Source organism: Pseudomonas sp. BW16M2 (assembly GCF_014268865.1).
Lineage (GTDB): Bacteria > Pseudomonadota > Gammaproteobacteria > Pseudomonadales > Pseudomonadaceae > Aquipseudomonas > Aquipseudomonas peradeniyensis.
Genome location: NZ_JABWRI010000028.1, coordinates 1 through 22,897 on the forward strand (window position 1 = coordinate 1; position 22,897 = coordinate 22,897).

At 65.1% G+C, this 22,897-nt stretch carries 23 protein-coding genes and 1 riboswitch; of the genes, 7 read left to right on the plus strand and 16 right to left on the minus strand.

Annotated features, from left to right (window positions below):
- Positions 1–167: 167 nt before the first annotated feature.
- From HU735_RS20890 to tssB, 10 genes are all read right to left on the minus strand, one after another.
- The gene (locus HU735_RS20890; RefSeq protein WP_186715055.1) at positions 168–683 is read right to left on the minus strand and encodes an Hcp family type VI secretion system effector; all 516 of its coding nucleotides are present in this window, start codon (positions 681–683) and stop codon (positions 168–170) included.
- Positions 684–804: 121 nt separating this feature from the next.
- Entirely contained in the window at positions 805–1,641 is an 837-nt protein-coding gene (icmH, locus tag HU735_RS20895) for a type IVB secretion system protein IcmH/DotU (RefSeq protein ID WP_186715056.1), read from the minus strand.
- 1 nt (position 1,642) lies between these two features.
- On the minus strand, positions 1,643–2,980 hold the full coding sequence (gene tssK, locus HU735_RS20900; protein WP_186715057.1) for a type VI secretion system baseplate subunit TssK: 1,338 nt from the start codon (positions 2,978–2,980) through the stop codon (positions 1,643–1,645).
- 46 nt (positions 2,981–3,026) lie between these two features.
- The gene (gene tssJ, locus HU735_RS20905) at positions 3,027–3,815 is read right to left on the minus strand and encodes a type VI secretion system lipoprotein TssJ (protein ID WP_186715058.1); all 789 of its coding nucleotides are present in this window, start codon (positions 3,813–3,815) and stop codon (positions 3,027–3,029) included.
- Positions 3,812–4,393, minus strand: coding sequence for an FHA domain-containing protein (locus tag HU735_RS20910; protein WP_186715059.1), 582 nt, complete (start codon positions 4,391–4,393; stop codon positions 3,812–3,814). The genes tssJ and HU735_RS20910 overlap by 4 nt, the downstream gene beginning before the upstream one ends.
- Positions 4,390–5,406: a type VI secretion system baseplate subunit TssG gene (gene tssG, locus HU735_RS20915; RefSeq protein WP_186715060.1), complete on the minus strand. Its 1,017-nt coding sequence runs from the start codon at positions 5,404–5,406 to the stop codon at positions 4,390–4,392. The genes HU735_RS20910 and tssG overlap by 4 nt, the downstream gene beginning before the upstream one ends.
- Positions 5,370–7,136, minus strand: coding sequence for a type VI secretion system baseplate subunit TssF (gene tssF, locus HU735_RS20920; RefSeq protein ID WP_186715061.1), 1,767 nt, complete (start codon positions 7,134–7,136; stop codon positions 5,370–5,372). The genes tssG and tssF overlap by 37 nt, the downstream gene beginning before the upstream one ends.
- A 3-nt stretch (positions 7,137–7,139) precedes the next feature.
- Positions 7,140–7,538 carry a type VI secretion system baseplate subunit TssE gene (tssE, locus tag HU735_RS20925; protein WP_186715062.1) on the minus strand — a complete coding sequence of 133 codons (399 nt, stop codon included), beginning with the start codon at positions 7,536–7,538 and terminating at the stop codon, positions 7,140–7,142.
- Positions 7,535–9,025 carry a type VI secretion system contractile sheath large subunit gene (gene tssC / locus HU735_RS20930; RefSeq protein ID WP_186715063.1) on the minus strand — a complete coding sequence of 497 codons (1,491 nt, stop codon included), beginning with the start codon at positions 9,023–9,025 and terminating at the stop codon, positions 7,535–7,537. Before tssC ends, tssE begins: the two co-directional genes overlap by 4 nt.
- A 50-nt stretch (positions 9,026–9,075) precedes the next feature.
- A complete protein-coding gene (gene tssB / locus HU735_RS20935; protein WP_186715064.1) occupies positions 9,076–9,579 on the minus strand; it encodes a type VI secretion system contractile sheath small subunit in 504 nt (167 codons plus the stop codon).
- A gap of 359 nt (positions 9,580–9,938) precedes the next feature.
- Here tssB and vasI point away from each other — a divergent pair, with 359 nt between their 5' ends.
- The 4 genes from vasI to HU735_RS20955 all read left to right on the plus strand — a co-directional run bounded on the left by vasI (position 9,939) and on the right by HU735_RS20955 (position 16,468).
- On the plus strand, positions 9,939–10,559 hold the full coding sequence (gene vasI, locus HU735_RS20940; protein WP_238349870.1) for a type VI secretion system-associated protein VasI: 621 nt from the start codon (positions 9,939–9,941) through the stop codon (positions 10,557–10,559).
- Positions 10,547–12,004, plus strand: coding sequence for a type VI secretion system protein TssA (gene tssA, locus HU735_RS20945; protein ID WP_186715066.1), 1,458 nt, complete (start codon positions 10,547–10,549; stop codon positions 12,002–12,004). The genes vasI and tssA overlap by 13 nt, the downstream gene beginning before the upstream one ends.
- A 6-nt stretch (positions 12,005–12,010) precedes the next feature.
- The gene (gene tssM, locus HU735_RS20950) at positions 12,011–15,601 is read left to right on the plus strand and encodes a type VI secretion system membrane subunit TssM (protein WP_186715067.1); all 3,591 of its coding nucleotides are present in this window, start codon (positions 12,011–12,013) and stop codon (positions 15,599–15,601) included.
- 102 nt (positions 15,602–15,703) lie between these two features.
- Complete coding sequence (locus HU735_RS20955; protein ID WP_189657113.1) at positions 15,704–16,468, plus strand: SDR family oxidoreductase; 765 nt, start codon at positions 15,704–15,706, stop codon at positions 16,466–16,468.
- A 136-nt stretch (positions 16,469–16,604) separates the two neighbouring features.
- Here HU735_RS20955 and nhaA read toward each other — a convergent pair whose 3' ends face one another.
- Positions 16,605–17,807 carry a Na+/H+ antiporter NhaA gene (gene nhaA / locus HU735_RS20960; protein WP_050706371.1) on the minus strand — a complete coding sequence of 401 codons (1,203 nt, stop codon included), beginning with the start codon at positions 17,805–17,807 and terminating at the stop codon, positions 16,605–16,607.
- A 360-nt stretch (positions 17,808–18,167) separates the two neighbouring features.
- A riboswitch (Fluoride riboswitch) is annotated at positions 18,168–18,229 on the plus strand.
- 73 nt (positions 18,230–18,302) lie between these two features.
- On the opposite strand from nhaA, the gene crcB reads away from it, so the two are divergent.
- A complete protein-coding gene (gene crcB / locus HU735_RS20965) occupies positions 18,303–18,680 on the plus strand; it encodes a fluoride efflux transporter CrcB (RefSeq protein ID WP_050706372.1) in 378 nt (125 codons plus the stop codon).
- Between the two features lies 1 nt (position 18,681).
- Here the strand turns inward: crcB and HU735_RS20970 are convergent, their stop codons facing one another.
- From HU735_RS20970 to HU735_RS20990, 5 genes are all read right to left on the minus strand, one after another.
- On the minus strand, positions 18,682–19,467 hold the full coding sequence (locus HU735_RS20970; protein ID WP_186715068.1) for an ABC transporter ATP-binding protein: 786 nt from the start codon (positions 19,465–19,467) through the stop codon (positions 18,682–18,684).
- An 11-nt stretch (positions 19,468–19,478) separates the two neighbouring features.
- Positions 19,479–20,234: an ABC transporter permease gene (locus tag HU735_RS20975; protein WP_186715069.1), complete on the minus strand. Its 756-nt coding sequence runs from the start codon at positions 20,232–20,234 to the stop codon at positions 19,479–19,481.
- Positions 20,235–20,236: 2 nt separating this feature from the next.
- Positions 20,237–20,995 carry an ABC transporter permease gene (locus HU735_RS20980; RefSeq protein WP_186715070.1) on the minus strand — a complete coding sequence of 253 codons (759 nt, stop codon included), beginning with the start codon at positions 20,993–20,995 and terminating at the stop codon, positions 20,237–20,239.
- A gap of 134 nt (positions 20,996–21,129) precedes the next feature.
- Complete coding sequence (locus tag HU735_RS20985; RefSeq protein ID WP_050706376.1) at positions 21,130–21,537, minus strand: DoxX-like family protein; 408 nt, start codon at positions 21,535–21,537, stop codon at positions 21,130–21,132.
- On the minus strand, positions 21,534–21,986 hold the full coding sequence (locus tag HU735_RS20990) for a thiol-disulfide oxidoreductase DCC family protein (protein WP_050706377.1): 453 nt from the start codon (positions 21,984–21,986) through the stop codon (positions 21,534–21,536). The genes HU735_RS20985 and HU735_RS20990 overlap by 4 nt, the downstream gene beginning before the upstream one ends.
- Positions 21,987–22,142: 156 nt before the next feature.
- On the opposite strand from HU735_RS20990, the gene HU735_RS20995 reads away from it, so the two are divergent.
- Both HU735_RS20995 and HU735_RS21000 read left to right on the plus strand, forming a co-directional pair.
- Positions 22,143–22,355 carry a DUF1289 domain-containing protein gene (locus HU735_RS20995; protein WP_050706378.1) on the plus strand — a complete coding sequence of 71 codons (213 nt, stop codon included), beginning with the start codon at positions 22,143–22,145 and terminating at the stop codon, positions 22,353–22,355.
- 35 nt (positions 22,356–22,390) lie between these two features.
- Positions 22,391–22,735 carry a hypothetical protein gene (locus tag HU735_RS21000; protein WP_186715072.1) on the plus strand — a complete coding sequence of 115 codons (345 nt, stop codon included), beginning with the start codon at positions 22,391–22,393 and terminating at the stop codon, positions 22,733–22,735.
- Positions 22,736–22,897: the final 162 nt, after the last annotated feature.

Genomic DNA, 22,897 nt, shown 5'->3' on the forward strand with positions numbered 1-22,897 from the left:
GAGGGCTTCGTCGAGGGTGAACGAGACCACCTCGAACGGGTCCTGGCTGGCCAGGGGCTCGAAGCGGTAGCTCAGGTCGGATTGATTAGGCATGGAAAGTCCCTGTCCGCCTTCTGACGGTGGCTGAAGCCCGGGCAGGCGCGCCTGCCCGGAACCCTGCGGTCGGGTCAGACGACGGGCGCGCGCCAGTCGTCGGAGCCCCCGGTGCCTGAAACGGTGTGATCCCAGGTGATCTTGCGGTAGGCCAGGGACACCTCGATCAACTGCGTGAAGTCGGCGTTCTCCTTGTCCTGGGCATGGGGCATGACGGTGTTGATATCGACGATGGTGGCGTCGGTGAGCTCGGTGGTGAAGAAGTGCTCCTGCTTGCCCTCCACCGAGGTGCGGAACCACTTGACCGTGACCTTGGGCAGCATTTCACCGGACGCCAGGGCGTTGTACATCAGCGGGGTCGCCTTGTTCAGCGCACTGGTGAAGATGAACGGCTTGTGTACCCGCTGCCCGGTCGGCTGGCCGCTTTGCGGGTCGGTGGGCACGCTCACCTTGTGCTTGATTTCCTGCACCAGGATCTCGTCTTCATGGCCTTCGACAAACACGTTGCCGACGGAGTCGGAGGTGAAGGCGCCTGCGGTGAGCAGGCCTTGGGTCTTGCCTTCGATCTTGATGTAAGCGGGTGTTGGCATGGCGGATATCTCCTGCATCCATGTGGGTAAGCACGCACACGGGAAGTGGCGTGGCCATCGGACTCGATGGGCTTTTCAACGGGGCGCAGGCCCCGAAAATCCGTTGCTTCGGGCGCGCCGTTCACGGCTGCAGAAGGGTGTTCAGCGCCTCGATCGCCTCGCGGGTGAGCAGGTCCAGGCGGTAGCGGTAGTAGCCGTACAGCCCGGCCAGGGCGATCGCCGAAACCACCAGCGGGCTCCACCAGGGCCATTCGCGGCGCAGACGCAGGTCTCGCGGGGCGACGTTGGCCAGCGGGTCGCCGAAGAGGTCAGGGGGCGGGCCGCGCAGTTCGAGGATGATTTCGCGCAGTTTGAGAATGAGGGCCTGCAGCGCCTCGTCGCCCTTGGGGTCGATGCCGTACTTGCCGCGCAGGCCCAGGCACAGGCAGAGGTAGATGAACTCCAGGACGTCCTGGTAGCGCTTGGGCTCCTGCATCATGCGCGACAGCACGGTGAAGATCTTCTCGCCACCCCAGGTCTCGTGGTGGAAGACGCTGAGCAGGGGCTTCTGGCTCCACAGCGAGCTCTTGCCCCATGGCGTGGACATCACGGCCTCGTCGATATACAGGCACAGCGCGTAGGAGTGGGCTTGCAGCTGGGCCGGCTCGTAGTCGTACCGGCGCATCTCCTCGACGATGGCGTTGACCTGGTTGTAGACGGCGTTGTAGAGGAACGGGATATCCCGGTGGCTTTCCTGCTTGCGCAGACGCATCACCAGGCCGAACAGGGGCATCGCCGCATCGATCATCTGGTTGCTGAAGGCTCCACGGAGCTGGAAGTCCGGGTCGGGTACGTAGTCCGGGTGGTCCATCGCGCTGGCGGGGGCCGGCGCGGACTGCTGTGTCTGGCTCTCGCCGGCGAGCGCGCTAAGTAGGCTGACGCCCGGCTCAGTGAGGCGATTGTTGGCTGCTTCGGTCATTTCATTCGCTCCGTATCGCCCAGAACTGCAACTGGAGCCCCGGGAACTCCCCCGCGACATGCAGGCCAAAGCCGTTGCTGTCCTTCATCGCGGCCCAGTTCGGGCTGCGCCGGTCGAGTTCGAAGTAGCTGAAGCCGGCATGGAACGGCAGCTCCCGCGGCGCCACGGGCATCGGTCGCAGCGCAATGCCGGGCAGTTGCAGTGGCACCAGGTCAGCCAGTGCCTCGAGGGAGGTGATCTTGGTTTTCTGCAGGAACGACTGCTGGAACGTCTCGGCGGGCAGGTCGGCATGCACCGCGAGGATGAAGGTTGCCTCGTCGATCAGGCGGCGATCGTCCAGGGTCACGGTCAGCACGCCGAACGGCTGCGCCACCAATGGCAGGGAAACGGCCCGCGGTTGCCGGACGATGCTCAGGGTGCGGCGCAGTGCATCCTCCAGCGGCTTGAACGACTGGCGCAGGGCGTTGTGCCGGTAGGCTGGCGGCTCCGGCGGCAGGCGCTCGTCGTCGGTGAAGGTCAGCAGCTCGCCGCACGCCTGGCTCAGGCTCAGGTACAGCTGCTCAGGGTGGGTATGGGGCTGACGGGCCAGGTGCTGGAAGCACGGCCACCAACGGTTCATGGCTTGCAGCAGATTGAAGTCGCGGATATCGGCCACCCCCGACTGGCCGGGCGAGCCGATACGCGCCGCGAGGTTGCGCGCGCGCTCGCGCAAGGTATTGCTGACTTCGTCGAGAAAGCGCTTGAGTGCCGGGGCCGCCTGAATCGAGACACAGGTGGGGTAGAAATCGTCGTCCAGCAGCAGGCTGCCGTCGGGCCGGCGCTCGAGGATCCAGGCAAGGGGCAGCCGGGAGTAAGCGCTGTTGTCCTCGGTCTCGCGCATGAGTTGAAGGTTGGGGACTGCCAGGTCCACCTGCACCAGGTCGCCGTCGGCGCTGTGGGTGTCCTTGATCTCCAGGGACTGGGCGCCGTAGCGGTAGTTGCCGCCGCTCTCGGGCCAGCTGACTTCGCGTCCCCCTTCGGTGCGCAGTGGCAGGCACAGGAACACCTCGTTGCGTTGCGTGCCGTCATCGGTGATTTCCAGGGCGGGCGGCGGCGGCAGGTCGCCGGGAATGTCGAATACCGTGCCGTCCGGCATGATGCCGCGGGCCCGGGTGATGGCCACCTTGCCAAGGCTCAGGTACTCCTGGTTCAGCTGCAGTTCGCTGAAACCGTAGAACGCCGCATTCAGGCTGCTGATGCGCTGCTGGACCGCGGCGTCGCTGGCCCTGGCCTGTTGCTGGAAATGCTGTGGCTTGACGAACATGCCTTCGGGCCAGAGAACGGGATTGCGTGAGCTCATGGGCGCTCCAAATAATGGGGGAGGGTGGAGACCTGCAGGCGGGGCATCAGCTTTCCTCCTGCAGCAGGATCTGCATGCCATCGAGGGTCACGGCGAGCACGACCTGGCGGCCGCGTGGCGCGATGCGTATCACTTGCCGCCAGTCGGCGTTGGTGATGTCGTTGAACTTGGCGATCACGGCGATGAAGCGCGTGTCGGCGGCGATGGGCTCGAAGCGCACGAACTTGAACTGCCCCGGTGCCAGCAGGTAATCGTCGTCGCGGATGTAGGTGCTGCGCAGGGCCTTGGCGAGGTCCTGGTCGAGTTGCGTATACAGGCTGTTGCGCAGCAGCGAGTCGTCACGCAGTTGCAGGATCTTGATCGCGACGGGCGTGGCGATCGAAGGCGTCGCTTTCTGGCTGGGGGTGGCCACGTCGAACTGGACGTCCTCGGCGTCATAGCTGCCTGGGCCTTCATGCTCCGTGGGTGAATGGGCCGGTGCCTGTTGGTCGTTCGGCTCCACGGGGGACATGGCTGGAAACAGCGCTTGAAGATGCTCCAGCAGACCGGCGACCTGCTCAGTCAACGCAAGCGGATCGCCTGCACGGAGGCTGACCGCATAAGGCGTGGGCTCCAGCGTTTCACCGGGTACCGTCGCATCGAGGCTGTGGGGGTTGGTGTTGATGGTAGGGCTGGCGTGCAGGCTGAAGGCGACCTCGGTGGGCTGGTCCGACAGCGCGCCCACCGGGATGGAAGGGTCCATCACCACCTGGCCGATCTTGCCGAGGGCCGTGCAGCCTGTGGCCGAGCCGAGGGCAAGCAGGAGCGTGGCCACCCTCAGTGGATGGGACGTCATGGCTTCCCTCCGGCGATGAGTCGCTGCAGGGCGCTTGCCCCAGGCTGGGCCGGTTGCTGCGGTGCAGTCAGTGCGGCCAGGGGATCCGGGGCCTGCAGTCGATCGAACAGCGTGCAGATATCGACCGGGAGACTCGCTGTACGGGGCGCGGGATGCCAGGGGCTGGCCAACGAGCTGTCCAGCAGCGCTTCGAGCGCCTGCCGGCCAGGCTTGAGCAGGTCATCCAGGTCGCTGCGGATAAAGCTTTGATCGCTTGGCCCGGCTTGATAGCGGGCGTGCAGTTGATAGGGGCCGACCTGCAGGCAGTCGCCTTCGCTCACGCGCACTGGCACGCCGGGCCCGGGAGGCAGCGGGCTGTCGTTGAGCAGGGTCTGGCCACAGAGGTCGATCACGCAGAAGCCGCCTTCCAGCCAGCGGATCGCACAATGGGCGGGGTGAATCCGCCGCTGGCGGTCCACCAGCAACCAGTCGGCCTTGTGGCTGCCGATGATGCCGCCATCGCGATCGAACAGATGGCCCGCGACGACGCCGTGGTGCAGGCGATCGAGATTGTCGATGCTGAGGGCGAGTCTGGTCATGCGCGCCCCCGTATCCGCACGACCGGGCTGACTTCACCCTTGCGGTCTTCGATGAAGCTGGTCCAGCCCAGGTGCGCGCCCTGCTCGCGGTGCAGGCGGAACGGTGGCAGTTCACGTGGCTTCAGGCGCAGCTCGAGGTCATAGGCCAGGCCGTCGCGGAGCAGGAAGTCGATCAGTGCACGCAGTCGCTCGAAGTCGACGCCGCCGGGCAGCAGGCTGCGCAGGCGTGCCAGGTCGAGGTCGCCGATCAGCAAGGTGAACTTGCTGCTGCGGGTTCGCGTGCGGTCGCCGAGCATGAAGCTCTCGCCCAGTTGCCCGTTGCAGCGGCCCAGGCGCACCACCTGGCGGTGTGAGATGGTCACCGTGCGGGTCTCGAACTCGCGGATTTGCACCGACGGCAGATCGAAGCAGTGGGCAATGATCCCGGCGACCACACCGGGTGCCCGGCTGCGGCTGGCAATGACGCCGACGAAACTCAGCAGGCGGCTCCAGGGCAACGGCGTTTCGCCACGCAGGCGCTCGTCGCCGAGGCCGATCAGGGCGAAGGCGTAGCGCGAGAAGTCATCGCTCGCCCCGGTCTGGAAACGCACGTAGTAGCGGTATTTGCGCCAGATGCGGTGCAGCAGGCTGAGCAGGCAGTGGTTGAAGAAATCGAACAGCGCGGGGCGCGCGCCAATGCCCTGGGCGTATTCGTAGGCCAGTTCGTCGAGGTAGTAGCTGGGCAGGGGCGAGTCGGTGCCGTGCAGCCCCAGGAAGGTGGTGCGCACGCGATAGCGCGACGGCGCCTCGGCGATCCGCTCGGCGGCCAGCACATCGGCCACCGGAAAACTCAGCCGCGGGTCGCTGGCAAGGTGCACGCGCTGGCGTGTGGCGGTATCTGGCCAGCGCGGCTCGAGGTTGTCACCGTGCAAGCCATGCAGCCGCTCCAGCAGTTGGAAGAAGCTGTGCCGGTGGGCCTCGGCGAGCAACGTTTCGGCTAGATCAGCGGTTGTCTGCCGGTCAGCAGTGGCCATGTGTAGTGCTCGTTGTTGGTGGTATTGATCACTTCCAGCTGGTGGAAGGAGTTGGTGCTCGCGTAGAGGGCGAAGAAGTGGGACAGCACGCAGCCGAACAGGTACAGGTCGCCTTCGCAGAGGAAGGCCTGCTGGTCGAGCCGCAGGCGGGTACGCAGGCCGCGAATGGGCAGGCCCTTGATCAACCAGTCCAGTGGTTCGGTGTGCGCCTCGCCGATGCCGTCCAGGCGTTTGCGTGTGGCCCTGGCCTGCTGGATGTCGTGCAGGGCGGCGAAGTCGTAGGCGCCGATCACCGCCTTGAGCGGGGCGGCCGAGAGCAGCGACAGGTAGTTGAGCGAGAGGTTGGAGATGAGCGTCCACTGCAACTGGCCATCCAGCACCGGACGGTACGGGCGGGTCGGCAGGCAGATGTTGCGGTAGCGGATCAACGGCGCGGTGGCCTGGTTGATGACATCGATATCGCCCAGGCCCAGCGCCATCGGCAGGTCCCGATTGGTGCAGGTCAGCTCGATCGAGGCGGTTTCCATGTGACCGATGAACTGGCTTTCGTCGCCCCGCACGAAGGCGATCTGGTGATCCAGCCCGTCACCGAGCAGCGATTGCTCGACCCGGCAGCGGTAGTACAGCGCGGTGCGTCCCTGCACATGCTCGATCTCGTGGGCGAACGACTCGAAAGGCTGGAACACCCGCAGTTGCTCGCCAGGGCTGCCATCGGCGCTGGTGCGGGTGCTGATCACCCGGTCGACGCTGAAGATCTCGTGGCTGTCGCGGCGCAGGCCATGGGGTACCAGGCGATGCTGGTCAGCCGTTCCGGACAGGTCGATGGGCTCGGCGCCGTGCTCGAACAGATTGACGGCAGGGGCGCAGAACAGCCTGAAGTCATCGGTGCCGACCCGCGTCGAGCCGGGCAGTGGACGCGCGAGGTGGAACTCGATGCGGATCGTGGCGCTGGCGTGCGCCGGCCAGACCCTGCCCAGGCCGGTCAGGTTGAAGAAGTGGAAGCGTTGCGGGAAGACCAGGTACTCCTGGAGGATCCGGTAGCCATCGAACACATTGCGCGGGTAGGGAAGCAACGCCTCGTCGGGGCTGAAGCCGGAGAAGCTCAGGTGGTTGGCTGGCAGGCGACGCACCTGGCCGTCGATGGTCACGCTGATGTGCTCGAGGTATTGCGCCAGCCACAGGTAAAGGGTCTGGGCGTTGCTGCGCTCGCCACCGAGGTGGAACTCCAGGCTGTCGCAGCCCAGGGTGTTCAGCGGGCGTTGCACCTGGGTCTCGAGCTGGAGGTGAATGACCGAGCTGTCGGGCGTCAGGGTCGCGCCCACCTCACCGAGCGTGAAGGGATAGAGCTTCACCTCGGTGCAGGTGCGGAACTCGCAATCCACGCCTTCGACCGGCCGGGAAAACAGACGTGAGCCTCTGGGAACGATCTGGGCCTGGCTGAGCGAAGCGTCCAGGGGCGAGAACTGAATGATCGTCGCGCTGGGCAGGGGACGCAGGTAATTCGGCCAGAGCAGTTGCAGCATGCCATGGGTCAGTTCCGGCACTTCATCCTCGAGTTTCAGGCGCAGCTTGGCGGTCAGGAAAGCGAGGCCTTCCAGCAGGCGCTCGACGCCGGGATCGCCACTGTCCTTGCCCAGATAGCGGCTGAGCTGGGGGTTGTCCCGCGCAAAGTCCTCCCCCAGTTCGCGCAGGTAGCGCAGTTCTTCGCCGAAGCGGTCCTTCAACGACATGGCCTACCTCACCTGGGTGTTGCGGTTGTGGCCGTTGACCAGCAGTTCGATCTGCAGCTGTTCGGCGTGGTTTTCCACCCGCACCTGGCAATCCAGGCGAAAGTGCAGTTCCAGCGGGTTGTCCGCGTCCGGCTGCCCCTGCAGGTTCAGCACCTGGATCCTCGGCTCGTAGCGTCGGATCGTGCGCTGGATGTCCGAGCTCACCTGGCGCAGCAGGTCGCCGTTGCCCTGGTCATGGCCGTTGAAGTCGCGCAAGCCGAGGTCGGGGCAGCTCTGCGAGCAGCCCCGACGGGCGTTGAGCAGCGTCTCGAGGTGGCGTTTGATCCGCTCGACGGTGCGCCCGGTGCTTTCTCGGCGGCCAGCGGGAGCGTCGCTGGCCAGGCGGTCGAAGAGGCTGCTCATTGGGTGTCGAGCCGGCCGACCAGGGAGATCTCGAAGTTCGCCCCCATGTACTTGAAGTGCGGGCGCACCGCGAGCGAGACCTGGTACCAGCCCGGATCTCCCGCGACGTCGCTGACTTCGATCTGCGCGGCGCGCAGGGGGCGGCGACTGCGGATGTCGGCCGAGGGGTTTTCCTGGTCGGCGATGTACTGCTTGAGCCAGCGGTTGAGCTCGCCCTCGAGGTCGTTGCGCTCCTTCCAGCTGCCGATCTGCTCGCGTTGCAGCACCTTGATGTAGTGGGCGAGCCGGTTGACGATGAACAGATAGGGCAGTTGGGTGCCGAGCTTGTAGTTGGTCTGTGCCTGCAAGCCTTCGGTTGTCTTGGGGAACTGCTTGGGTTTCTGCACCGAGTTGGCCGAGAAGAACGCGGCGTTGTCGCTGTCCTTGCGCATGGTCAGGGCGATGAAGCCCTCTTCGGCCAGCTCGAACTCCTTGCGATCGGAGACCAGCACCTCGGTCGGGATCTTTGCCTGCAACTGTCCAAGAGCCTCGTACAGGTGCACCGGCAGGTCGTCCACGGCGCCACCGGATAGTGGGCCGATGATGTTCGGGCACCAGCGATAACGGGCAAAGCTGTCGTTGATGCAGCTGGCCATCAGGAAGGCGGCGTTGCCCCACAGGTAGTTCTGGTGTCGAGCGTCGATGTTTTCGTCGTAGCTGAAGCTGCTGATGGGGTGTTCCTGGCGGTCATAGACCGAGCGCAACATGAAGCGCGGCAGCACCAGGCCGATATGGCGGGCATCTTCACTGTCGCGCAACGACCGCCACTTGGCGAAGCGTGGTCCTTCGAAGATGTCCTTGACCTCCTTGAGGTCGGGCAGGTCCTCGAAGCTGCTCAGGTTGAAAAACTCGGGAGCGGGAGCGGTGATGAAGGGGGCATGCGACATGGCGCCCACGGAGGCGACATAGCTCAGCAGCTTGATGTCAGGCGAAGCGGGGCCGAAGTTGTAGTTGCCGATCATGGCCGCCACGGGCTCACCGCCAAACTGTCCGTAACCGGCGGTGTAGACATGTTTGTAAAGCCCGCTGCAAGTGATGTCCGCGGCATTGTCGAAGTCATCGAGCAAGTCGCTCTTGCTGACATGCAGGACTTCCAGCTTGATGTTCTCGCGAAAGTCGGTACGGTCGACCAGAAGTTTCAATCCGCGCCACGCGGACTCCAGCGCCTGGAATTCGGATTGATGAAGAATGGCATCCATTTGTTTGCCGAGAAGTCGGTCGACTTCGGCAATCATCTGGTCGACCCGGTGCTTGTTGACCAACTGGTCCGGGTCATCGGTTTTCAGCATTTCCGATATGAAGGCCGCCACGCCTTGCCTGGCGATCTGGTATCCCTCCTGGCTGGGTACCAGCATGGTTTCGACCATGATCTGGTCGAGCAGTGTCGAATTGCCGATGGTTTCAGCCGTGGTATCGGCAGTGACTGTGGTGTTGTTGGTGGTGGACATCCGAGACGCTCCGTTGTCTATGTCATATGCCATCTGTCAGAAGTGCGTTTTCATTCCGCTGGCGGGGCTTCGAGCACCAGGTCCAGCTCCTGCGCGAGTTGCTTGCGTGCCTGCTGGTCCGTCAGCAGGTGCTGCAGGTGTCGGCGAAATGCCGGGACATTGCCCAGCGGGCCTTTCAGGGCGACCAGGGCCTCGCGCAGCGCCAGCAGCTTGTTCAGCTCCGGCACCTGGCGGGCGATCTGGTCGGGGCCGAAGTCGTTGATCGTGTTGAACCGCAGCTCGACCGCCAGCTCGGCGTCGGCGACAGGGTTGAGTGCCGAAGGGACCGAGAGGCTCAGCTTGACGTCGGCATCCTTGAGCACGCTGTCGAAGCTGTGCTTGTCGATGCGCATGGGCGTGCGGTCCTCCAGGTTGCGGTTGTCGACCAGGCCGAAGTCACCCAGCACCAGCATCTTGTGGGGCAGTTCAACCTCGGCCTGTTGATCCCCCGTGGCGGGTACATACTTGATGTTGATGCGCTCTTTGGGCGCAACGGAACTTGAGTTTCTGGACATGATGTAAGTTTATTCCTGATGCTGAAGTTTGTGGGGTGTTGTGTTTGTGGGAAGTTTTTTGGAATTTTGTAGGAGGGGTCCTACATATTTATTTTTTATATACACGCTAATGTTTTGGTGCTGTAAATTGCCTTTAAACGATGCTGAAATGAAGTAATCAAAGTCGAGTCTAAAAATGTAAGAAAATATTTGATTGTTTGTGGTGGCGAGGTTGTTCTAGACTTGCGTCAAGTCTGTTTTTTTAGCGATGGCTAATTGGCTTTTTTCTATTGCTTAGCATGTTTCCAATAAGAAGTTACATCGAGCCGTGAGGTCTAATTCTGGTGTGCAATCCATATAGTTGCGTGCTTGGTCTGGCATTGTTCGCGCTGCTGGAACCGACCTTTGCAGCCCCGGTGCGGGACTGCACGGGGATTGTTTCCAATGTCGAGCGCCTGGCGTGTTTCGATGAGGCGGCGGGAACGCCGGCGCGCGTGCCGGCGATCGGCAGGGGATGGTCGGCCCCGGAGCTCGATGCCCCGAGCGTGGCCCGAGTGATGGCCAACGAGGCCCGACGAGCGCCCGACAATCTGGCATTCATCCTGGGGGCCGAGGACGACAAGCGGACAGGGCGGCGGCAGGTGGTGATCTCCGCACCGGCTATCGCGACCTCCGAGCCGCGCCCCTATCTTGCCGTCAGCTGTGTACAGAACATCTCCAGGCTGCAGTTGCTTACCGCCGAACCCGTCCAGGGCAACCGGGTGACCCTGCAACTGCGCACGGAGCACCGGTCGACCCGCTCGCTTGCCTGGCAGGTGCTGGAAAACGGCCAGGTGCTGGATGCCGGGCGCGGTTTGCCCGCCATCGAGCAGATCAAGGTACTGCAGGGGGCCCAGCGCATCCTTGTGGTCAGTGATCATCCGGCCCTCGATGGCTTGCGTTTCGATGCGCAGGGGTTGGACCCGTTGATCGACCAGGCGCGCACAGCATGTCGCTGGTAGCACCGGTGTCGACCGAGGAGGTCGCCAGGTTGCTGGCGCCCGTCGACCCGCTCGCGCCAGCGGGTTATTTTGATATCGAGGACGAAACCTACCAGGCCATCGATCAGGAGATGGTCAAGCTGGGAGGGCTGCATGAAGCCGCCATCGACTGGCCCTACATCGAGGAGGCCTCTCGCCAGTACCTGAGCGGCCAGTGCAAGCACTTGCGCATCGTCGGGCACCTCAGTGTCGCCTGGCTGCGCACGGGATGCTGGGAGCGCTGGTGTTGCACGCTGGCGTTGCTGGCAGGCATGGTCGAGCACTATTGGGAAAGCGCCCATCCCAAGCCAGGCCCCAAGGGCTTCCTGGGCAAGCGCAAGCTGGTCGGGCTGCTGCTCGGGCGCCTGTCGGCGGCGCTGCCCGGGCTGGATCGCTTCAGTTACACCCCGGCCTGCAAGCAGGCTGCCCAGCAGGCATTGGCCTGCCTGCAACAGCAGGCGCCCCTGGCGCAGCTCGATCCTGCCGCGCTGGGCGAACTGGAGCGTGCACTGCTCAAGCAGGCCGAGCAGGCGATGGGGACGGCGCAAACCAGTCGCAAGGAATCTTCACCACCGCAGACGCCCGTCGCACCGCTGACCGATGTGTTTCGACCTGCCAGTACCAGTATTTCCCTGGGTAATGAACGTGAGACTCGCCGTGCGGTACTGGGTATGGCCGAGTTCATCAACCAGCAGGATATCTACGATCCGACGGGCTACCAGCTGAGGCGCTTCGGCCTGTGGGCGCATATCCAGACGCTGCCCTCCACGCGTCAGGGGCTTCGCACCGAGTTGATGGCGGTGCCTGCCGACATTGTCGGCGGGTACGAGGACGCGCTGTCTGCTTCGGCGCTCGACCCGACCCTGTTGATGAAAGTCGAGCGAAGTGTTGCGGCCGCTCCTTACTGGATTCGCGGCAGCTATCTGGCGGCGGGCATCGCCACGCGCCTGGCAATGAACGAAGTCGCCGAGGCCATTCGTTGTGCCTCCGCCAGGTTCGTACGGCGCCTGCCGGCGCTTGAGCAATTGTGCTTCAGCGATGGCACCGCGTTTGTCGATGACCAGTGCCTGGCCTGGCTCAGGGGCAGCCAGGCAACGCTGGCAGGGGATGGCACCACTCAGGCGTTCATCGGCCTGCGCGAGGAGCTGGCCAGCCAGCTCGAGGTCGAGGGCGTGGAACCGGTGCTGTTGAAGCTGCAAGGGCTGCAAGCGGACTACCGATCACCACGCGAACGTTGCCACAGCACGGTGATCGCCGCCGACCTGCTGGCCTCACGGGGCGTGTCCTGGCTCGCCCAGGAGCTGTGCGCGAATGTCGCCCGCACCATGCGTGGCATGACTGCCGAGGCGTGGGAGCCCGAGGTCTACCAGCAATTGCAGCAGTTCGCCGCGACATCAGGATTGAACGATCAGAACAGGGAGTCTTGAACCGCCATGAGCAAACTCTGGGCGCTTTTCAAACGTTGGGGTCTGCCGCTGGCGTCCCGAATCAATCTGGCCATGCCACTGTTGCTGGGACTGGGTGCGGTGTTGCTGCTGGTACTGATCTGGTGGCTCGGGCCGCAATGGCAGTGGCACGGGCAGCAGCCATTGGCCAGCCTGGCGCATCGCAGCGTTGTCACGCTGCTGCTGGTGTTGTTGCCGTTGCTGATCTGGCTGTTCGTGCTGCGTGCGCGCTTTCGCCGGCTGCAGACCGAACGCCAGCGGGATATCGAGGCGAGCGCCGACCCGATATTGCCTGTGCTCCTGGCTCAGCAGCGCGCCCTCGATGCGGGGTTGGCAAGCTACCTGGAGCATGCTGGCGGGTATGGTGCGCTGTATCGGTTGCCCTGGTATCTGCTGCTGGGCGACGAGGGCGCGGGCAAGACCAGCCTGATGGAGCGCTCGGACCAGCGCTTTTCCCTGACGCGGATCGGCAAGGTCCAGGCGCACGGGCGCCAGGACGAGGCGTTGGCCTATCCCGTGGACTGGTGGATCAGCGACGATGCGGTGGTCATCGATCCGCCGGGTGCGCTCATGACCCGGCAGGCCCCGGATGGCAACCTGCCCGACACGCTCGACAAGGCCAGGCCGGTACTGCCGGCTGGAACCCAGGCCCGGTTATGGATACACCTGCTGGGTTGGCTGGCCCGCACGCGCAGCCGTAACGCCCTCAATGGCGTCGTGCTGGTCGTCGATCTTGCCGCCTTGCAGCTGGCCACGCCGCAGCAGCGCATGGCCTTGGCGCAGGTGTTGCGGGCTCGCCTGCATGAAGTGAGCAACCAGTTGGGCGCGCGTTTGCCTGTGTATGTCGTGCTGAGCAAGTTCGATTTGCTGGATGGGTTCGAGCAGTTGTTTGCGCGCCTGACGCAAGCTGAGCGAGAGCGGTTGCTCGGGTTCACCTTCAGGCTGGATGCCGTCAGCGCGTTCGATGCCTGGCTGGATGAACTGACCGAGCAATACGACTGGTTGGTGAGGCGGACCGAGGAGCAGGTGCTCAACGACCTGGGCGTGCTGGGCAAGACCGACCTGCGTGAACGGCTGGTGTCATTGCAGGGCCAACTGCTTGGCCTGCGTCCGATACTGCTGGCGTTCCTGCGCGAGATGCTGGTGAGTGATCGCTTCACCACGCCGGCACTGGTGCGGGGTCTGTATCTGTCCTCGATGCTTCAGCAGGGCCAGGTGCTCAACGCCTTCCAGCGCAATGTGGCTCATCCCTTCAAGGCCGATGCGCCGGTCAGCGAGGGCAAGCCCCAGGGTCGGCAACAGGCGTATTTTGCCCAACGCCTGTTCCAGCAGGTGGTGTATCCGGAGGCCGGGCTGGCCGGCGACAACATCAGGGTGGCGCTTGGCAAGCGACGCCTGCTGTGGGTCGGCTCGGGGGTCGGGGCATTGGCGCTGGTCGTCATGGGCAGTGCCTGGCAGCGTTACTTCGAGGCCAACAGCGACAAGGTGGCCAGCGTCCTGGACATGAGTCGGGCATTTGGCAGCCATGAGCTGGATCAGCGGCTGGACCCTACCGGGCGCAACCTGCTGGCGCCACTGGAGCAGATTCGCGAGGCAGTGGCCGTGTTCGGCGACTATCGATCGGCCTGGCCGGTGGTGGCGGACCTGGGGCTCTACCAGGGGCGCCTGCTGGGGCCGCGGGTCGATGAGGCCTACCTTAACCTGTTGTCCAGGCGCTTCCTGCCGGCCGTTGCCAGCGGGGTGATCGATGCCATGGATGCGGCGCCTGCGGGCAGCGAGCAGCAGATGGCCGCGCTCAGGGTGTACCGGATGATCGAGGACCGTCACAACCGGCGGCCGCAATGGGTCGAGCAGTGGATGGCCCGGCAATGGCAGGCGGCCTTCCCTGGCCAGGGGCAACTGCAGCAGGCCCTCATGCGTCATCTGCAATACGCCCTGGCCTATGCCGATACCGAGCTGCCACAGTTCCGCCAGCGGCTTGACCAGGCCCAGCAAGGCCTGCGTGAGGTGCCACTGGCGCAGCGGGTGTATGTCAGCCTGAAGCAGCAGGCCCAGGAGCAGTTGCACAATGGCCTGGACCTGCGCCACGAGGTCGGGCCTGCCTTCGATTCGGTGTTCCAGCTCCGGTCCGGCGACTCCCAGGTGCCCGTTGACCTGCTCCTGGCGCCCATGCTGACGGCCAAGGGCTTCAGCGAATACTTCATGCCCCGCAGCGCGCAGGTCACCGACCTGGCAATGGTCGATCAGTGGGCGCTGGGCGAGCGCCGCCAGTTGGACTATTCACCGGCTGATCGCGAAGTACTGATCGAGGGTATCCACAACCTCTACAGTGCGGATTATATCGACAGCTGGCGGCGAGCCCTTAACGCACTGGCGATTGCCCGTTTCCGCGACCTGGAGCACGGGGTCTCGGTACTGGGGCAATTGACCGGGCCGGCAGAGCCGTTGCGTCGACTGCTGGAGAGCGTGCGCGCCAATACGGCAATGCCCACACTGGCGGACAACGCAGAGGCCCCGAATCTGGCGGGGCAGGCGGCCGACCAGCATCTGGTTGGTGTTCGCCGGGCCTTCTTGGGCTTGAACGACATGCTGCAGGCCAAAGGCGACAGACCCAGCTATTACGATGAAACCTTGAGCGCGATTGCCGCCGTCCACGACCAGGCGAGAGGGGTACAGGACAGCCCCGACAGGGGCAAGGCCGCTCTGCAGGCGGTGCTGCAGCGTTTTTCGATGAGCGGCGCGGACCCGATTGCCACCTTGCAGCGGGTTGCGACAGGGCTGCCAGAGCCGGTCGGACAGCAGGTGAGGGCCGTCGCAGACCAGACGGCGCAAGTGCTGGTCGTCGAGGCACTGCGCGAGCTCGAGCGGCGCTGGGATGCCGACGTCTATAGCTTCTTCCAGCAGCGGCTGGCAGGACGATATCCCTTTGTGGCTGGGGGCGCTGATGCCGCCCTCGATGATTTCGAGGCGTTCTTCGGGCCCAAGGGGCGTCTGCAGCAGTTCCAGGAGCGGTACCTGAACGCATTCATCAAGGACAACCTCGACGCGCTGTACGCCGACAACCAGAATGGCTACCTGATCCGCAACGAAGTCATCGAGCAACTCGCCCTGGCAGACCGCATCCGCGAAACCTTCTTCGACCCGCGCGGCAACCTCGGCGTGCAGTTCAGCATCGAGCCCCTGGGTCTGAGCGCCAACCAGCGCACCAGCCTGCTGGACCTCGATGGTCAACTGGTCTCCTACACCCATGGGCCCAGCCAGATCACCGGGGTGATCTGGCCCAACACGCTCGGCCAACAGGTGCGCAGCAACCTCACCCTGCTCAGGCTCAATGGTAACAGCAGCAGCCTGGAATACCGGGGCCCCTGGTCGATGTTCCGCCTGCTCAGCCGTGGCGCCCTGAATGGCCGCAGCGCCACCGCGGTGGACCTGAGCTTCAAGACCGGTGACGGCGTGATGCGCTATCGGCTCAGTTCGGAGAAAGCCTTCAACCCGATCACCCAGCAGCCGTTCAAGGGCTTCAAGCTGCCGCGCACCTTGCTGCAGCAATCCGTCATCGATGCAGCGCAGGCCATATGAACAAAGGTTGATAGTTCACAAGAAACGGAGAGCTTCCCAGCACCATGCCACCCGATAGTACCCCGCGCACCCTGCACCCAACTTCAGGACGAGGTACTCATCATGCAACTGGCAGGCAAAGTGGCAATCATCACCGGCGCCAGCTCCGGTATCGGCCGAGCCGCGGCGACATTGTTCGCCCGGCACGGCGCCAACCTTGTGCTCACGGCCCGGCGCCAGGCCGAACTCGAGCAGCTGACGGCGGACATCGCGGCGGCCGGACAAGGCCGGGCTGTGGTCGTGGCTGGCGACATCACCGATGCGGCGTTGGTCAGGGAGCTGGTGGACGTGGCGGTGGCGCGCTTCGGTGGCCTGGACATCGCCTTCAACAATGCCGGTACCCTCGGTGAACTGGCCGCCGTCCCCGAGCTGTCCCTGGAGGGCTGGCAACACACCCTGCACACCAACCTCACCAGCGCCTTCCTCTGCGCCCAGGCGCAGATTCCAGCGTTGCTGGCCCGTGGCGGCGGCTCGCTGATTTTCACCTCGACCTTTGTCGGCCACAGCGTGGGCATGCCGGGCATGGCCGCCTATGCGGCGAGCAAGGCCGGGCTGGTCGGCCTGGTCCAGGTCATTGCGGCGGAGCAGGGCAGCCGTGGCATACGCGCCAACGCGCTGCTGCCCGGCGGTACCGATACGCCCATGGGCCGCAGTGCGATGAACAGCCCCGAGGCCCGGGCCCATGTCGAAGGGTTGCATGCCCTCAAGCGCCTGGCCCGGCCCCAGGAGATCGCCGAGGCGGCGTTGTTTTTGGCGTCGCAGGCATCGAGTTTCATGACCGGGGCGGCCATGGTGGTGGATGGTGGGGTGTCGGTGGTGCGGGGGTGAGGTGGGCTGCAGGCTCCGGGTGGGGCTGTAGAATCGATCGCGGGGCAAGCCCGCTCTCACGCAAGCCCAGTTACTACACGCAAGTTCGGTTACTAGCCGATTGAACGGGGCTGCCAGGCAGCCCCGAGCGCTTGCATCAATCCGCCGGCTTGGGCGCGAAGCGCAGGATCAGGCAGGCGATCACCGCCGACAGCAGCGAGCCCAGCAGGATGCCGATCTTGGCCGCATCGATCTTATCGGCCTGGCCGGGGAAGGCCAGCTCGCCGATGAACAGGCTCATGGTGAAGCCGATGCCGCACAGCATCGCCACGCCGTAGATCTGCAGCCAGCTGGCGCCATGGGGCTTGCTGGCCAGGCCGGTCTTGACCGCCAGCAGCACGCCGCCGAACACGCCGAGCTGCTTGCCCAGCAGCAGGCCCAGGGCAATGGCCAGCGGCAACGGGGCGAAGATGTCGCTCAGGCCCAGGTCGCCGAACGAGACGCCGGCGTTGGCGAAGCCGAAGGCCGGCACGATGAGGAAGCCGACCCAGGGCGCCAGGCCATGCTCCAGCTTGAGCAGCGGGCTGGCTTCGCGGGCCTCGCTGTCGCCGGTGCTGTAGGGGATCAGCAGGGCACCGACCACGCCGGCGATGGTGGCGTGCACGCCCGACAGCAGGGTCACGTACCACAGCGCGGCCACGCCGATCAGGTAGGGCCACAGGCTGACCACGCGCAGGCGGTTGCAGGCCAGCAGCACGGCGACGATGCCGGCGGCGCCGGCCAGGGCCAGCAGGTTCAGCGACGAGGTGTAGAACACGGCGATGATTGCCACCGCGCCCATGTCGTCGATGATCGCTACCGAGACCAGCATTACCTTGAGCGACAGCGGCGCGTGCCGGCCGAGCAGGGCCAGGGCGCCGACGGCGAAGGCGATGTCGGTGGCGGCCGGGATCGCCCAGCCGTCGGCCAGGCCCGGCTCGCCACGGGATACCGCCAGGTAGATGAGCGCCGGCACGGCCATGCCCATCAGTGCCGGCAGGGCCGGCAGGCGGCGCTGCTCCCAACTGGCCAGGCGGCCGTCGACCAGCTCGCGCTTGATCTCCAGGCCCACCAGCAGGAAGAAGATCGCCATCAGGCCATCGTTGATCCACATGTGCACGGTCATCGGGCCGAGCTTGTCGGTCAGCACCGGGCCGACGGGCAGGTGCAACAGGTGCTGGTAGGCACTGGCCCAGGGGCTGTTGGCGATGACGATGGCCAGCGCGGCGGTGAACATCAGCAGGACGCCGCCGGCCGCCTCGGTGGCCAGCAGGTGCCGCAGCATCGAGCGCGGCTTGACGGGTGGAAGGGGTGCGGTCATGTAACGCTCCTCGTTCATGGCATCACCCTCGCGGTGGCAGTGGCGCGGCGGGCAACGGGCACGGCGGGACGCTGGCTCCGGACAAGACGGGCCACTGCGGCGAAGGGCGAGAAGAAGGATAGGGAATGCGGCGCAACAACCCACGCCGTGAAGACACGGGGCAGGAAGGGCCATGGGGAATGGAGGCATGCGTGCAACATGGACAAATCTCACGGAAAACAAATGAATGTTCTCCGTATTCGGGAAGGCTCCCGGGCGCACGCAGCACACGCCAGGCGGCCATTCTAACGGTGCAGGCGAAGGTGTGTGTTGCATTTTTGCATCGAAATGTTGCCAAGCGAAGGTGTCGCCCCGTAGCATCGCCCCTCAGGAGATGGCATTCCTCCTTGAACCGCCTCAGCGCTGATGATGCCTACGCAACCCCTTTGGAGGGCGCGTAGGCCTGTGCCTGTCTCTCTCTATGGGGGTCTTTCGGACCTTTCCTGGAGTTTGTCGATGTACCTCTCGTTCATTTCCGTTGTCGTCGGTGGCAGTGCCGGTTGCGTATTGCGCTGGATCCTTGGCCTGCGCCTGAATTCGCTGTTTCCCGGCATGCCGTTGGGCACCTTGCTGGTCAACCTCGTCGGTGGTTTCGTCATCGGCGGCGCAATGGCCTTCTTCCTGCGCTTCCCCAACCTCGATCCGGCCTGGCGCTTGCTGATCACCACGGGTTTCTGCGGCGGGCTGACCACCTTCTCGACGTTCTCCGCCGAAGTGCTGTCGATGCTCATGCACGGCCGCGCCGGCTGGGCGATGGCCACGGTGCTGGCCCATGTACTTGGCTCGCTGTTGATGACCTTCGCCGGCTTTGCCCTGGTGCGCTGGCTGGGGTGAGTCAATGCCCGACCAGTTGCGCCAGCAGGCGCTGCTTGTGCTGGAACAACAGCGCCGTATCGCGTTGTCGCGGATGTGCCAGCTCCAGTTGCACCTGCTCGCCGATGCGCCCCGGATTGGCCTCCATCACGATCACCCGGTCCCCCAGGTACAAGGCCTCCTCGATATCGTGGGTAACCATGATCACCGTGCAGCGCTCCTGCACCCAGATGCGCTGCAGTTCCTGCTGCAGGCGCACGCGGGTCAGGGCATCGAGGGCGCCGAAGGGCTCGTCGAGCAGCAGCACCTTGGGCTTGTTCACCAGCGCCCGGGCGATCGCGCCGCGCTGGGCCATGCCGCCGGAGAGCTGGTGCGGATAGGCCTGCTCGTAGCCCCGCAGGCCGACCAGGGCGATGTGCTCGTCGACCAGGCGCTGCTTCTGCGCCGTGCCCAGGTCATGGTTCTTCAAGGCCAGGGCGATGTTCTGCTGCAACGTCATCCAGGGGAACAGGCGGTGGTCCTGGAACACGATGCCGCGCTCCAGGCCCGGGCCGTTCAGCGGCTGGCCGTCGAGCAGGATCTGCCCCTGGTAGTCCGGGTCCAGGCCGACGATCAGGCGCAGCAGGGTGGACTTGCCGCAGCCGCTGGCGCCGAGGATGCTGACGAACTCGCCGGGGCGGATGTCCAGGTCGATGCCTTGCAGCACCGGCACGGGCCGGCCCTTGAGCGGGTAGGTCTTGCTCAGGTTGCGGATGCTCAGCGCGCCGGTCTGCACGTGGGCGGGAAAGGATGGGGCGATGGCGTTCATGGTCGGGCCTTTCAACGGGTGGGGCGCCAGCGCAGCAGGCGGCGGGCGAGCAGGGTGGACAGCCAGGTCATCAGGTAGCCGCACAGGCCGATGCACAGCACGCAGATCACGATGATCTCCATGCGTGCGCCGGCCTCGGCGTTCATCATCAGGTTGCCCAGGCCGGCGCCGGAGGCGAGGAACAGCTCGCTGCCGACCGCCGTGACCCAGGCGAAGGCCAGGGCCTGCAGTACACCGGTGGCGATGCTCGGCAGGGCGGCGGGCAGCAGGACCAGGCGCAATTGCTGCCAGCGTCCGAGCGCCAGTACCTGGCCGACTTCGCGATGGCGCACATCGACCTGGCGCAGGCCCTCGAAGGTGTTGAGCACCATCGGGTACAGCGCCGCCAGGCTGACGATCAGCAGCTTCGACGCTTCGCCGTTGCCCAGCCACAGGGCGATCAGCGGGATCCAGCCGAGCATCGGCACCTGGCGCAGGGCGTGGAACAACGGTGCCACCAGGCGGTTGGCCAGGGGCGACAGGGCCATGAGCGCGCCCAGAGCCACGCCACCGACGATGCCCAGGGCGAGGCCGGCACTGGTGCGGGCCAGGCTGGCCAGCAGGTTGACCAGCAGCTCGCCGTTGCCCAGCAGTTCCACCAAAGCGTGGCCGATGGTCGCCAGTGGCACGAAAGCGTAGGCGCCGGCGGCGTCCTGGCGCGAGGCCAGTTCCCAGGCGCCGATCAGCAGCAGTGGCAGCAGCAGGCCACGCAGGTTGCGCAGTTTCATTATCACCTCCCGGCCACTTGCCAGCCGGACAGACGCCGCTCGACACGGCGCAGTGAAAAGTCCAGGGCAAAGCCGATCACCCCGGTGATCGCCACGCCCACCATCACCACATCGATGCGCAGCATCTGCCGGCCCATCTCGATCATCTGCCCCAGGCCGCTGTCGGCCGCCAGCAACTCGCAGGCCACCAGCACCACCCAGGCGCGGGTCAGGGCCACGCGCACGCCGGTGACGATGGCCGGCACCGCGGCGGGCAGGGCGATGCGTGCGACCAGGGTCGGCCAGCGCAGGCGGTACACCGCGGCCACCTCGAAGTGGCTGCGGGGGATGGCGCGGATGCCCTCGACCGTGGCCAGGGCCACCGGGAAGAACGCGGTCTTGGCGACGATCACCACCTTGAAGGTCTCGTCGATGCCCAGCAGCAGCACCAGCATCGGGATCAGGGCGATGCTGGGGATCTGCCGCAGGGTATGGAACAGCGGCGCGCAATAGGCCTCGACCGTGTCCGACAGGGCCATGGCCGTGCCGAACGCAAGGCCGGCCAGGGCGCCGGCGGCGAAGCCCAGCGACAGGCGCGACAGGCTGCCGGCCAGGTGTTCCTGCAATTCGCCCGTGGCCAGCAAGTCGGCGAAGCTGCGCCAGACCTCCAGGGGTGGCACCAGCAGGTTGGCCGGGAACAGTCCGGCGTCGGCGACCACGGCCCACAAGGCGAGCAGGGCCAGGGGCGAGACCAGCCAGGTGAGGGCTTTGAATGGGGGCATGGCGAACCTTGTGCACGGCGGGTGATACCGAGGTATCGCAATCGCCGTGCCAGGGATCAGGCTACGGTTTTACAGGGGCTGCGAGCGGGGGTGCTGGTGGCGCAGCAGTGGGGTGTTGCTGAGGCAACAGTCGCTCAGCAATGGCCCGGGATATTCGCGGGGGACTGGCTTGCGGCGTCCTGGCGGGAAAGCCAGGCCACGGCACACAGCGCCATCCCCGCCACATTCAGCGAAACCGGGTTGAAGGCATCCACCAGCATCGAGGGTTGCATCACCGCCACATCCACCAGCAGGCCCAGCAGTACCGCTGCGCCGACCAGTAACGGCCAGGCCAGCCGTTGCACCAGCAGCAGGGCGGCGAGCGCCAGTTCGGCCACGCCGGCGGCCTGGGACAACCAGGTGGCGTGCGCCAGTCCGTGAGCTTGCAGCAGCACCTGTTCACCGGGGCTGAGAATGATCAGCTTGGGCACCAGCCCATGGTAGGCGAACATGAAGGCCAGGCTGGCCCGGGCCAGCCAATGGACCTGGTTTAGACGGTTCATGGCTGCTCCTCGAGGAAACGACGCTGGTGGTCCGGGCTGGGCAGCAGGCATTGGTCGTATCGGCCGAACAGCCGATAGCGGTTGAGCGCCACGCGGTCGTACAGCCAGTCCCGCAATCTGCGGGGACAGAGGCGCAGCACGCGCAGCAGCGGCCAGGCGCCGGGCAGCTGGCGCACCACCTCGAAGAAGGCCTCGGAGCGTACCCAGTAGTGTCGATCACGGATCACCGCCATGGTGTCGAACGCTGTCACCGGCAGGCCTGCCCAGGCCAGCAGGGCCTGGCCTTGCGCTGACTGGACCGTGGCCAGGCGGATACGCAGGTGGCGATCATGGCGGATAACGAACCTCGCCCAGCCGTTGCACAGCCTGCACACGCCGTCGAACAGCAACACGGTTTCCCCAGGCGCAAGCAGTGGGGCAGGGGACGGGCGTATCAGTGAGGCGGGCATGGCTTGCTTCCGTTCAGGCTGGAAGTGGCATTTTAGAGGGCTTGAGCGGGAAATGGCGAGCCACCGGCGCAGGGGGCAAAGCGCCCACTCGGGGATTGGTCGGTTCAAGGGCGATAGCCGAACCGTTATCATGCGCGCCCGACAGTGGAGCGCCCCATGGCCAAAGACATCGACAACCCCTGCGTCTCGCTGTGCCAGCTCAACAGCGAGTTGTGCGTGAGCTGCGGCCGTACCCGGGACGAGATCCGCAAATGGCGGGGCATGAAACGCCCGGAGAAGATGGCGACCGTACAGCGGGCCGCGACGCGGATGAAGGCCATCGTCAAGAAAAACGCCAGGCGTTCGATCCAAGAGACGCCGAACACCTAGACTTGCGCTGACGACCGCTTCCGTGGGAGAGCCCCATGCGCAGACTCTGGCAAAAGTACCTCGCACTGCTCGACGCCGACCTCAGTGCCAAGGTCTTCGACAATTTCAAGAACCTGCTGGTGTGCGCGCTGCTGTTCGCCGCAGGCACCGAGGCGATCCACGGCAACCAGCAGGTCCTGCTGGGGCTGTGGGTGTTCAGTTTCACCGGCTGGGGGTTGATCCTGGTGTCGGCGCTGCTGTTTCTGCTGAATGTCAGCGACACCTTGCACCGCCTGGCGAAGTTGCCCTACCACACGGTACTGCAGGTGATCCTCTGCCTGGTCTATCTGATCCTGGCGTCGCGGGTGGTCGAGATCGTCTGGAGTTTTCGGGCGGTGTAGGGGGCATTCGGCCGGTGGCTGTAGCCTGGCGGCAACCTCACCGTCTCTGAATGTAATCGTTTCAGAAACATCAAAGACTTCTTGCTCCATCTTGAATGTCACATTTCCGTCATCACTCTGTGCGATTTTGCCCCGGCCTGAAACATGAAGTTACAGGTATAC